This window comes from Anaerolineales bacterium, assembly GCA_015075725.1.
In the GTDB taxonomy this organism is placed as follows: Bacteria; Chloroflexota; Anaerolineae; order Anaerolineales; family Villigracilaceae; genus Villigracilis.
In genome coordinates this window covers 2,144,280-2,156,353 of the sequence record JABTTV010000001.1, presented here as the reverse complement: position 1 = coordinate 2,156,353, position 12,074 = coordinate 2,144,280, and the positions used below count along the sequence as shown (strand labels likewise).

Annotated in this window: 11 protein-coding genes; 3 read left to right on the top strand and 8 right to left on the bottom strand. The window is 52.8% G+C overall.

Annotated elements, in window-relative coordinates:
• Nucleotides 1–2 precede the first annotated feature (2 nt).
• The 7 genes from HS100_10440 to HS100_10410 all read right to left on the bottom strand — a co-directional run bounded on the left by HS100_10440 (nt 3) and on the right by HS100_10410 (nt 5,972).
• Nucleotides 3–1,166, bottom strand: a complete 1,164-nt coding sequence (locus tag HS100_10440) for a DUF2029 domain-containing protein (GenBank protein ID MBE7434325.1) — start codon at nt 1,164–1,166, stop codon at nt 3–5.
• The gene (locus tag HS100_10435; GenBank protein ID MBE7434324.1) at nt 1,163–1,606 is read right to left on the bottom strand and encodes a hypothetical protein; all 444 of its coding nucleotides are present in this window, start codon (nt 1,604–1,606) and stop codon (nt 1,163–1,165) included. Before HS100_10435 ends, HS100_10440 begins: the two co-directional genes overlap by 4 nt.
• On the bottom strand, nt 1,603–2,082 hold the full coding sequence (locus HS100_10430; GenBank protein ID MBE7434323.1) for an SHOCT domain-containing protein: 480 nt from the start codon (nt 2,080–2,082) through the stop codon (nt 1,603–1,605). The genes HS100_10435 and HS100_10430 overlap by 4 nt, the downstream gene beginning before the upstream one ends.
• 9 nt (nt 2,083–2,091) lie before the next feature.
• Nucleotides 2,092–2,835, bottom strand: a complete 744-nt coding sequence (budA, locus tag HS100_10425; GenBank protein ID MBE7434322.1) for an acetolactate decarboxylase — start codon at nt 2,833–2,835, stop codon at nt 2,092–2,094.
• 111 nt (nt 2,836–2,946) lie between these two features.
• Nucleotides 2,947–3,603: a haloacid dehalogenase-like hydrolase gene (locus tag HS100_10420; protein MBE7434321.1), complete on the bottom strand. Its 657-nt coding sequence runs from the start codon at nt 3,601–3,603 to the stop codon at nt 2,947–2,949.
• A gap of 9 nt (nt 3,604–3,612) precedes the next feature.
• Nucleotides 3,613–5,109: a sulfatase gene (locus tag HS100_10415; protein ID MBE7434320.1), complete on the bottom strand. Its 1,497-nt coding sequence runs from the start codon at nt 5,107–5,109 to the stop codon at nt 3,613–3,615.
• 89 nt (nt 5,110–5,198) lie between these two features.
• Complete coding sequence (locus HS100_10410; protein MBE7434319.1) at nt 5,199–5,972, bottom strand: glucose 1-dehydrogenase; 774 nt, start codon at nt 5,970–5,972, stop codon at nt 5,199–5,201.
• A 156-nt stretch (nt 5,973–6,128) separates the two neighbouring features.
• On the opposite strand from HS100_10410, the gene HS100_10405 reads away from it, so the two are divergent.
• The 3 genes from HS100_10405 to HS100_10395 all read left to right on the top strand — a co-directional run bounded on the left by HS100_10405 (nt 6,129) and on the right by HS100_10395 (nt 10,970).
• A complete protein-coding gene (locus HS100_10405) occupies nt 6,129–8,201 on the top strand; it encodes a serine/threonine protein kinase (protein ID MBE7434318.1) in 2,073 nt (690 codons plus the stop codon).
• Nucleotides 8,202–8,270: 69 nt separating this feature from the next.
• Nucleotides 8,271–10,691 carry an endonuclease MutS2 gene (locus HS100_10400; GenBank protein ID MBE7434317.1) on the top strand — a complete coding sequence of 807 codons (2,421 nt, stop codon included), beginning with the start codon at nt 8,271–8,273 and terminating at the stop codon, nt 10,689–10,691.
• A 36-nt stretch (nt 10,692–10,727) separates the two neighbouring features.
• On the top strand, nt 10,728–10,970 hold the full coding sequence (locus HS100_10395) for a hypothetical protein (protein ID MBE7434316.1): 243 nt from the start codon (nt 10,728–10,730) through the stop codon (nt 10,968–10,970).
• 90 nt (nt 10,971–11,060) lie between these two features.
• Here the strand turns inward: HS100_10395 and HS100_10390 are convergent, their stop codons facing one another.
• Nucleotides 11,061–12,011, bottom strand: coding sequence for a hypothetical protein (locus HS100_10390; GenBank protein MBE7434315.1), 951 nt, complete (start codon nt 12,009–12,011; stop codon nt 11,061–11,063).
• Between the last annotated feature and the right edge of the window lie 63 nt (nt 12,012–12,074).

Genomic DNA, 12,074 nt, shown 5'->3' with positions numbered 1-12,074 from the left:
ATTCAAGCCGCAGGTTTAGCTTGAGCCGGGGGTCTTTCGCGAAAGTATCCGGTCCATTGTTGGACGAGCAGATAAATAATGGACAAGTGTCCGAAGAGATGGATCAACAGACCAGTGGTTAATGCCCAGCGATCCACCTGGGCGATGAACAAGCCGAACAGCGACCAGGCGACCACATATTTGTTCATTCCGCTCCATGCCATCCATACGAACAGGGGCAGGAGATAGAAAACGTAATGGTGATACCAGATCAGGTTCGGAGCGAGCATGCTCCCGATGCAAAGGATGATGAACAAGGGCTCTTTCTTTTTTGCGAACCACGCCGCGCACGCACTCAACAGGAAGACGCCCCCAAAATAGATACTCAAGCCACGCTGAACAGGCGCGGGGTCGATCTCAAGATAGTCTGGTAGGAGGTCGTTCCGCACCAATTTGGATACGAGGGATTGGGCGTTCGCGCTGGTGGGAAAATTATCGAGGATATCGGCAAACGTGCCCAGATAGGCGGGGAACGGCTCGAACCCGTATCGCAGCCAGGAAAACACCGAGAAAATGATTAGAAAAAGTATTGTGTACCCGATGGCACGGTACTTCTTATCGACGAGCAGGTAAAGGAAAAAAACCGCAGGTGTGACTTTTGTGATGACCGCCACGCTGAGTCCCAACCCGGCAAGGATCGGATAGGACGACGCCGCAAAGAACATCAGAAAGATGCCGAACATGGTGATGACATTGATCTGCCCCATGTGCATCTGTTCGAGAGTGGGACCAAAGAACAAGACGAGTGGAAACCAATACCACATCGAGCGGATGTCGATCTTGTAATACCACGCCACTCCGTATGCGGTGAGCAACAGAAGAAATATATTGACAGCGGTGTAGAAGGAGATCTGCAGATACGGTTCGGGGACGGCATAGAAAAAATTTATGATAAGCAGCGCCGGGGGCGGATAGCGAAATCCGCGCTGGTAGGGGCTTTCGCCTGCCAGCGCTTCCTTCAGGGCCGTCTTGTAGATCTTGTAATCTCCAAGGAGGCTCTCGGGCAGGGGGTGGCTGTCGAAGAAATGGATTTCGGCGCTGATGCCGAACACGATGTAGACGAACAAAAAAACGATCAGAAGCCAGGTTGTCCAGTGAAATTTGGGAAGTGCGATCCTGTCGTTCATGATGAGGTCCCAATTCCGCCCGCGGATTGGTGAAAGCGGAGCAATGTTTCGATGAACTGCTTCTGTCCCGAGGCATAATGCGTCGCCAGCGTGTTCAAACGGAAGACGAAGGACCTGCCGTCTTTGAGTTCGATGGCGATCATCTTTTGGTTGATGAACCCACTCGGTTTAATGGATTTAATCTCCGTATAGGGAATATCGCTCAACCCTTTGTTTTCCATTTTCAGCGAGGCGAATCCCATTTCAGTTGCCATGATGAACATCCGTTTTGGGGTCAGGGCGGCGAAAAAATATCCGTCACCGATCAAGCTCAAACCGCCGGAAAGGACAACGCCTCTCAAGGATTTGGTGAAGAGAAAGCCTGTCAGCTCGATCCCCTCTCCGGCGTCGAGGTGAGGCGCAAGTTCCTTATGAATGAATTCATCGAATTTATGCATCATAACTCCTTCATGATCTCGTCTTTTTTACGTTCGTATTCCACTTGCGATATGAGGTTGTCATCCCGCAATTCCCTGAGTTCAGCCATCCGCTCGAGGGCGGTCTTCCCGCCGGATTTTTTCGTCCGTTGCATATCCTTTACCAACGCGCCGAAGTCTTTGGAATGCAAAAGATGATCCCGGCTTCGGAATGCCAGGATCACAAAGATGACGAGCGTGATGATCAACCCGGTAAGCATCACAGACGGAAATGTGATGTCCTTATCGTCGCAATAGATATTGTTCGACCAGACCGTCTCACCGGGACGGGGCGAATATCGCGTCGTCTCAATGTTGTATTCGCCATCGCACAGCAGGGGACGTGAAATCTGATTGATGGAGGGCAAGAACGCGCCGACCGCGGCCATGAAAAAGATAAAGCTGATGAACAAACTAACGCCGAACAAAATTCCGATCACAATCCAGTTTGGTTTTCGCATGATGGTCTCCTATTTCTCTGCCTTGTCCAGGTCCCTGCCGATGTCACGCTGGAAATCCCATGTCAGGTAATCGAGGTTCACAGGCAGGGACAGCTCCACCGTGTAAAGATATTGCAGTTCCACTTTGACTCTGCGCGGTTTGCATTCGAGCAAATGACCGCCGCTTGCCCTATCTTCAGTAAGGAAATGCAAATGCACACCCGGCACGCTCAGCGAAGCAACGAACGAAGGCGTATAAAATCCGACCATCCTGCCGCTGACATCATGGAACTCGAAGGTCGGCTGTTCCTTCGCCACCTCCACCAGCGGACGGTAATTCTCCTGTTTCGGCACCGAGCGCGTGCGCACATAGGCGAAATCGCCTGTGATACGAAACGCGTAAAAGATATTCGGCGAAGGCATCAACTCCATCATCCATTGCAGGAATTGTTCGTACGCCATTTCCTCTTCGAGCGTCTCTTCACTGGCAGGCTGGAAGAACGTCACACATGCGAAAGGTGTGCATGTATCGTCGTCGGTGATCAGGTTGACCTTTCCGTCCGACCCGACGCGGTAGACCTCGCCATCCACCATCATCATCTCGCCGTCCAGGTCGTTGAACGTGCCCAGACCCATATCGCCGTGTTTCCTGATTTCATGGAATGGGATGTTCTGCTCGTAAATGCCTTCGACCAGTGAATTAACCGGCGCGCATAAATAGATCTTATTCTCCGCCCGCCTCTTTCTGGACCTGCGAATGGTCGTCCGTTCCATTTCGGTTTTCCTCTCGATTTGTCATTGCGAGGGTGTCAGCTCGAAGCAATCTCCAACGCTAACTCATTAGATTGCTTCGTCGGGCTCTGCCTCCCCGCAATGACACAGTCTTTATTCATACCAGGGCGTATCTCCAAGGATTTCCCAGCCGCGTTCTGTTGCAATCGCCTTAAGTTTCGCATCAGGGTAAACCGCCACAGGATGGTCAGCCTTTTCCAGCATGGGCACATCGAGGATCGTATCGCCGTAAGCGACATCCACCTTATCCACGCCGAGGCGGCTCAATACCTGTTCGATCTTTTTCTCGTTCGCCGCCAACCCGTCGACCAATTGTAACTTTCCGTTCACAATTTCAACCGGTGTTCCGATCACCTCCGCGCCGATGCGGCGGGCAAAGGGTTCGATGAACGGTTCCACCACGCTGGAGGCGATGTACACCTTCGCGCCCGCTTCCCGATGCGCGACAAGGCGAGCGATCACATCTTCGCGGCGTTTCATCCACAAGTCCTTCTCGACCAGCCACTCCGCGACCTGAGCAATCACTTCCGGCGTGGCGTTCCGGATGTAACCAAGGCTGTCGATCATCAACCTCTGTCCCCATTCCTGCCAGTCGATGATTCCGCGTTTGGCAAGCAGGTACGAAGGCGTCACCGATAATTTATACCAATTCGCGCGCAGACTGCTTTGATTGTGCTTGACCCAGTCCACCACTCCGAGATAAGGCGAACCGGTGGTGAGGGTTCCCATCATATCTGAAACGACGATCATACGTTCTCCCTATTTATAAAATTCGATCTTCAAATCCATATCCAACTCGCGGCAGGATTTATCTTCGCAATATTTCAACGCTTCCAGCTTGGCATGGAGCGCTTCCAGGGTCTCCGCGCTCAAACGCCCGAAAAGATTCTCCAACTGATACGGGTCTGCGCTCAAATCATAGAACTCGATCTCGCCGTTGGCATATTCCACATAGACGTAATCTTCGCCGCGTATCCCGCGGAAAGCTCCGCCCTTTACGCCGACGAGAGCGTTATCGGTTTCCAAATCGCCCAACGCGTCGGGAGATTCTTCCTCGACAATATAACCGAACTCCAGCAATAAACCATCCCGCCATGGTACTTCTTTGCCAGATAAGAGCGGCAAAAAAGAACGTCCGTCCATGAAGAATGGAGGTTCGACTCCGGCGATGTCCGCGACGGTGTAAGCGATGTCGATGTTGGCGGTCATGCGCGAGACAAGAATCCCCGGTTCGATGCCCGGACCTCGAATCATGAACGGTACCCGGATATCTTCTTCATACGCCGTACCTTTGCCTGAGGAAAGCCCATGTTCGCCGAGGCGAAAGCCGTTGTCGGACGTGAAGATGATGTAGGTATTTTCCAACTCCCCGTTTTGTTCGAGAGTTGTCACCAGCGTTTCCACCAATTCGTCCACCGCCTGCAGGGAGCGGGCACGCGCCCGAAAATAACCGTTCGCGTCGTCCCCATCGAACTCGTCGCCGGAATCCGCCAGGGTTTGAATCAACTGCGGCTTGTCGCTCAGGTCTTCTTCATCGAATGAGGGTTTCTTAGGATAGGTCAGGTCGGGGAATAAATCCCGATGGCGCGGAGCAGGAATCGCCGGTCCATGAGGCGCGTACACCGAAACGAAAAGGAAAAAGGGAGATTCAGCTTCGACGCTGTGTTCGATGAACGTGAGAGATTTTTCCAGAATCACATCGGTGCTGTAATCGCCCGGCGAGTCGCCGTATTCCACCAACGTTCCATTATCGTTCATGATGTAGTTGTAGAAAAAATTTCCTTCATAGCGGTTGCCGAGGAAAGCCGCCCAATCCGTCCAGCCGGGCGGGACGTAATTCCTCCCGGCGTTGACCGGGTAATTATTGAGATATTTTCCGAACAAGGCGGTTCGATATCCCGCCTTCTGAAGCCAGACGTTCAATGTATCTTTTTCCTCATCCAATTTATAGAAGCGCGCAAAGCCGGGCGAGTTTTGCAGGATGTCGGTGTTGTGGGCATATTGCCCGCGCAGGATGGACGCGCGCGACGGGCAGCAAATCGGCGTTGTGACGAAAAAATTATCCAATGTCGCGCCTTGTTCACCGATGAGTTGATTTGTCTTCGGCATGTACGGCATCAACATCAGGTCCATGTCGTCGGTGAGTACGATGATGATATTGGGCGAGTCCTTAAAGAAGCGCGTGTTTGTGGTCATGTAAATCGCACCAGCCAGCAAACCAAGTGCGATAAGCGCTATGATGATTTTCCTTTGCATCGAATCTCCGTAGGGCGAGTCTAAAACCCGCCATTCATCCACATTCAAAAATAGGTCAGGCTAAAAACCTGACCTGCAAAATGATTTTATCACTGCGCCGTATTGCCGCCATCCACCAACAGAAGATGGCCTGTCACGAACGAAGACTCATCCGAAGCTAGAAACAGAACCGCACTTGCGATCTCTTCGGGTTTTCCGAACCGTCCCATTGGGATATAAGCGCTCGACTCTTTGATCGCCTCTTCCAGCGTCACAGGGTCCGATCCTTCGAAATATCCTTTCTCCATCCAACGGTCCACGAACGTATCGCCGGGGCAGACCGCATTTACGCGAATCCCATCCCGCGCAAAATCGAGCGCCATCGCCTTTGTCATCATCCCCACCGCGCCTTTGCTCATGATGTACGGGAACGCATCCCTGCCCGCCACCACCGACCAATCCGAACCGTTATTGACGATCACCCCGCCGCCCTGCTTTTTCATGTGCGGCAGCGCCAATCTGCTCATGCGCCAAACGGCTGTCACATTGACGTCGAAAGTTTCCTTCCATACTTCCTCGCTCGTCGTCTCTGCCGTTCCCTTCGTTACGATGCCCGCATTGTTGAACAAAATATCGATGCGATTGAATTCCTTAAGCGCGGCTTCGACGACTCTCTGGCAGTCTTCCACCTTTGAGTGATCCGCCTCTACAAAAACGCATCGGACTCCCTTCGACCTGCATTCCGCTTCGACAGCTTTCCCCAGTCTGACTCGCCGCCCCGTGACCACCAGGTCCGCGCCTTCCTCGGCGAACCGTAATGCCGTTGCCTTGCCAATGCCGGATGTCGCTCCGGTGATGATGGCAACTTTGTCTTTGAGTCTCATGGAAACCTCTTCGTTTCTAGGATGAATTTTGAAAGCCTTCTGAAATATTCGAGATAAGCATTATGTTGAATTCCAGGCCAATTGGTCGTAGAATAGAAAACTGGACTAGTAATATCATATTTGATTCAAGACCGTTTCGACTCATGGAGAGGCAAAATGGAAAACCTGCTGCCCGGACAAATGCTCGGCTCGTATCGTATCATAAGCCAGATCGGGGAAGGGGGAATGGCGACCGTCTATAAAGCCTATCAAGCATCCATGGATCGTAATGTAGCGATCAAAGTCTTGCCAAATCATCTTGCAAATAATAAAGAATTTGCAGGTCGCTTTCAACAAGAGGCGCGTATCATTGCCAACCTTGAACATCCACATATTTTGCCCATTTTCGACTCAGGGGAAAGCGACGGCATCTCCTATCTCGTTATGCGTTATCTTGAAGCAGGGACTCTCAAGGAGAAGATCGAATCCCACCCTCTCTCGTTGAATGAGATCGACCGTATCTTTACACAATTGGCAGAAGCCCTGAGCTATGCTCACGGTCGTGGGGTGATTCACCGCGACCTGAAACCATCCAATGCCTTGATCGATTCGCAGGGCAATCTTTTTCTCACCGATTTCGGCATTGCAAAACTGCTGGAAGATACCTCTCACTTTACGAAAACAGACACGGTCATGGGTACGCCCGCCTACATCAGCCCGGAGCAGGCGCAAGGTCACCCTGTTGATCGCCGTTCGGATATCTATTCGCTCGGCATCATCCTCTACGAAATGGTGACCGGACGCGTGCCTTTCATGGCAGATACACCATTGGCGGTTATTTATAAACATGTAAATGCCCCCCTGCCTCCACCCTCCACGATCAAAAAAGATATACCACCGGAGATCGAACAGGTTATTCTCAAAGCGCTTGCCAAATCACCTGACGATCGTTTTGGCAGCGCCACTGAATTCATCACCGCATGGAAGCGCGCTCTCAGTGCGGGTGAAACTGTTCAAAATATATCCACTGATGCTGATAAGACGTTGCGGTATGAAGACTATAACAAAAAAGAAAAATCCACACCACCAACCGCGGCAATGCAGAGTAGGGATGCACCCAAAAAACCTGCACGCGGGGTATGGATCGATTTGCTGGCAGGGATCTGTTTGATCGTTGGTATAGGCGGGCTTGCCATATTTGCGTTCAATCTGGGAGCACTCCCATCCCCTAGCAGGAATAACTCTGCAGATTTATTTGAGATCGAAATCGGGGACGAGATATCGAACGGTGAACCAGATGAAGGCGCTGGGAATATCGAGTCGCCCGGCTCACAGGATATCTACACCTTCACCGCAGAACCCGGTGAGATGATCTTTCTAAGGATTGTTCAAAAACCTGAAACCAATAACAATATCAGTCTGTTTCTGACAGACAGTGAAGAAAAAAATATCATTTCAAGTTGTTTGGAATGCGGTGACCCCGGCATGGTGGCTTTAATTCTTGGCGGAACATATACTCTCACAGTTGGAAGTTACAACCCGGAAAATGCAGGGGTTGGTGAATATTGGCTCCAGATCTGGGAAGTGCCACCGCCCGAGGAATTTGGGATCGAATTTGGAGAGAAAATAACAAGGGATCAGCCTGATGTGGGAGCAGGCTTTATTGAAAGCCCCGGCGCACGGGATGTATACACATTCGATGCTGAAGCGGGAGACGACATATATTTCCAGATGAACGAAGCGATCTTGACAAGTGGTCCGATCAATTGGAGTCTCATTGACGAGTCGGGGACGATATTATTCGAGACATGCCTGCAATGTGGTGACCCAGGTGTTATCACCATGGACCGAGGAGGAACATACACGCTCACCGTGGGAGGTGGGACTGAATATGGGACTGGCGCTTATTCCATTGTGATCTGGAATGTCCCCGCAGCTCAAACTTTCGAGATCGAAATCGGAGATACCGTTTCAGGCACAATCGATTCACCAGGCGCACAAAACCTTTACACATTTACCGCAACTGCCGGGCAAACTGTGGCGTTTGCCATACATAGCGCACCCCAAACGAGATACTCGATCCAATGGCGGCTTGAAGATGCGGATGAAAATGAATTTTTCAACACCTGCCTTTCGTGCGACGACCCGGACACAATAACTTTTGAAGAAGATGGAACATACACCATCATCGTCGGAAGCGATACAAGCCCCGGCACAGGAGAGTATGAGTTCCAGATCTATTCTCCCTAATGCAAAACCAATCAGGCGGACTATATGTCCGCCTTTTTATTTATGCCCGCGCGGGTATAATTCCACGTGATGGATGAAAAAAGTTTGCAAGTCCTTGAATATCCCAAAATACGCGAACGGCTGAAGTCGTTCTGCGATTTTTCAGCTTCGATGGAATTGGCGCGCGCGCTCGAGCCAACCGATTCCTACGATCTTGCCCAATCCCGCCTTGCGGAGACGACCGAGGCGCGTAAATTATTTTCCATACAGGATGTGAGCATCGGCGCGGCGCACGACATCCGTCCAGCCGCCGACCTTGCCGCCCGCAGCGGTGTCCTCGACCCGCAAGCCCTGCTGGATGTGAAATCGACGCTGATCTCCTGCCGCGAGTTGAAGAAGACTTTCGAGAAGAAGGAGGGCGAATATCCGCGCCTGTGTTTGATCGCGCAGGGATTGCCCGAGACTCACGGCATCGTGGATGCCATTTCGCGCGTGCTCTCCGAACGCGGCGAGGTGTTGGATTCGGCTTCGGTCAAACTGGCGGACATCCGCCGTAATCTACGAATCGCCCACGACCGATTGATGAGCCGCCTGCAAAAATATGTGACCGACTCGCATACATCGTCCATGCTGCAAGAGTCCATCATCACCCAGCGTGACGGACGGTACGTGATCCCACTGCGCGCTGAGTTCAAAGGACGCATCAAAGCCGTCATCCATGACCAATCCTCCAGCGGCGCAACTCTGTTCGTCGAGCCCTTGCCCATAGTGGAAGCGAATAACGAGATCCGCGAATTGCAGCTTGCGGAACGCGACGAAGAGCACAGAATCCTCGCGGAGGTTTCGTCCATCGTCGGGGAACATGCGGTCGAGTTGAAATATGGCGTGGAGAATCTCGCCGCGCTCGACCTGGCGTTTGCGAAAGCGAAGTATGGGGATACGATAAGAGCAAGCGAACCTCTGTTAAAAGAAAAGAAAGAAGAAAGAAGAAAGAATGACAATGCGCCTCTTTCCTCTCTCGTCTTTCGTCTGATTCAAGCCCGTCACCCACTCCTCGACCCCGAAACAGTCGTGCCCATTGATGTCGATCCGCGCGATGGGACAAGGGCAATCGTCATCACCGGTCCGAACACGGGTGGGAAAACTGTTTCGCTCAAAACTGTCGGCTTGCTGGTGTTGATGGCGCAAAGCGGGCTCCACATCCCGGCACAAAGCGGCTCGGAACTTCCGTTCTTCAAGTCGGTGTATGCCGATATCGGCGATGAGCAATCCATCGAGCAGTCGCTTTCCACGTTCAGCGGACACATTACCAACATCATCCGTATTCTCAAACAGATCGATGATCGTTCGCTGGTCATCTTTGATGAACTCGGCTCGGGGACCGACCCGCAAGAAGGCGCGGCGATCGCGCGCGCGATATTGGGTCATTTGCTCGAAGTCGGTTGTATGACCCTCGTCGCCACCCATTACCCGGAGCTGAAAACCTTCGCACATTCGACGGAAGGCGTGGTCAATGCTTCTTTGGAATTCGACATCAAGACGCTTCGCCCGACCTTCAAGTTGACCATCGGTCTCCCGGGCAGATCCAACGCTCTGGCAATCGCCCAGAAACTGGGACTGCCGCAAACCATCATCGAATCGGCAAAGGCGGAGATCAATCCGTCGGATTTACGCGCCGATAAACTGCTTGATGACATCCGCAAGGAACGCAACCGCACCTCACGCGAGCGCGAGAAGTTAGAGAAACAACGCGCCAAACTCGAATCGCAAAACGCGGACTTGCAAAAACGGCTGGAGAAGATCGAAGACGAACGCCGCGAGACCATTGCCAAAGCGCGAGCCGAAGGCGAACTCGAAGTGGCGGTGTTGAAACGCAACATCGACTCGTTGAAGTCTCAGTTGAAGAAAGCAGGTCAGCCATTGACCGCGATCAAAGCGCTCGAAGAGAAGTTGGGGAAGATGGAAGAGAAGGTCGAAGCGCCCGTAGAACGACGATGGACCACGGACGATGGACCATCGTCTATCGTCCATCGTCCATTGTCGCTCGGAGAGCGGGTCACTGTCGGCACGTTGAATGCCGAAGGCGTGGTGACAGCCCTGGGCGAGTCGGATGCGGAGGTCCAGATCGGGACAGTCCGCGTGAGGGCGAAGATGTCGGATTTAATACGAGTTGGCAAGTTGCAGGTTGAAGGTCAAAAGTTAAAACCTGAGAGTAGAAAGTCTGGCAACGTGCAACCTTCAACCTTAAACGTGAAACCCTCCCCCGGCATGGAAGTGGATTTGCGCGGGTTGATGTCTGAAGATGCATTGGATAAGATGGAACGATATCTCGAGCAGGCGTATCTCTCGGGTTTGCCGTGGGTGCGGGTCATTCACGGAAAGGGAACCGGCAAACTACGCCAGGCGGTGCGCGAAGCATTGAAGGGTCACACGTATGTAAAATCTTTTGAAGAAGGCGGGCATACCGAAGGCGGCGAAGGCGTGACGGTGGTGAAGTTGAATGCGAATTAATGGATTGGTATAATTTGCGCATCAGAGGAGCCGACCATGTCCATTGACGATGCCATCAGGAATATGACCGATCTCATCACAGCCGCATGCGCCAGCGCAGACATAAAAGCCACGAAGATGTCGGATGAAGAGGCGCGTTTGACGGTGCTGGCTCCTGCCGGGGATATGCAAAAGATCAAAGATGCGACCTTCCAGCCCGCGATCGATATGTTGAACAAGGACGGCATGGATGTGCAGGTCTTTGTGTACGACAAGGATGCGCCGCCTTTAAAAGGATGAATGTAGGGACGCGGTCTCCGCGTCCTTTTCGTTTACCAGTCATACGGGCGACGAAATACCGCTTCGTGGCACAGGCGTCGCCCCTATGATTTAATTTCCCGTCGCCGCGCGCCAGACGATATTCAAGGCTTCGAGACCGGTCTCGCGGTGAATGACCTTCGCTTCATCGGTCAGATAAATATCGCCTTGCAGGGGTCGGTCTGGGTGAGTGAAGAGCCCACGGTTTGGCAGGTCGGAGAGCGACGCCCAAAAATTCCAGAGAGGCAGATCGAATTCATCGGCAAGCAGCGCCATGTCGCGGTTGATGCGATGATCCAGTTCGCGGTTATCGGCTTTGGTGGCGAGGATGGGGACAGAGCCGTTCTCGATCAACTGCGCGATGATGCGGCGCAGATATTCCGTGTTGCGCGATTCGAAGTGCGAACCGATCTGAATGATAACGAACGACGGGCGGTGGACCCTCAACTCGCAATCCACGGGCGTTTCGCCGAACTGGCAGCCATACTCGCCGCGATGCCATTGATCCCACAACAACGCGCCGGGCGTGGTGCCGTCCTGCGCGGTGGGACTTTCGCGCTCGAACGAGCCGGAAAAATGTTCGACCGTTTCGCGCAATTCGGGCGGCAGGCTTTGCACCAAAGCCGCATCGATATCGTAGACGCCCAAAAATTCCTGCGGTTCCGCCTGACAATCGCCGAAGATGGAAAAGGCATTGGGATCGTTGCCAAGTTCGATTCCCCTTTCATAGATCGCGCGGACGTTCTCCCCCGCCTCCGGCCTGACTGGGAGACTCATCCACGCGTTGAGATTCGGCGTCGCTGTGAGCGTGGCGGACTCAACCCGCGGCGTGGATGATGCTTGCGGCGTGGAATCAACTTTTGGCGTGGGGGTGAGCCGCGCCTGAGTCGGCGCATCATATCTCGGAGTCGGGACGATCCGTTTGGGAGTCTCGGTGGGGATCGGCGCGGGAGTTTGAGCGGATGCCGAAGCGCAAGCAGTGACGAATAACGATAAGACCAGGGCGCATTTTCTAAAATCCATGCGGGAATCGTAACATGGGACGGGCGAAGTGGATGTAAAATAGGTATCAGGTGTCAGGTATCA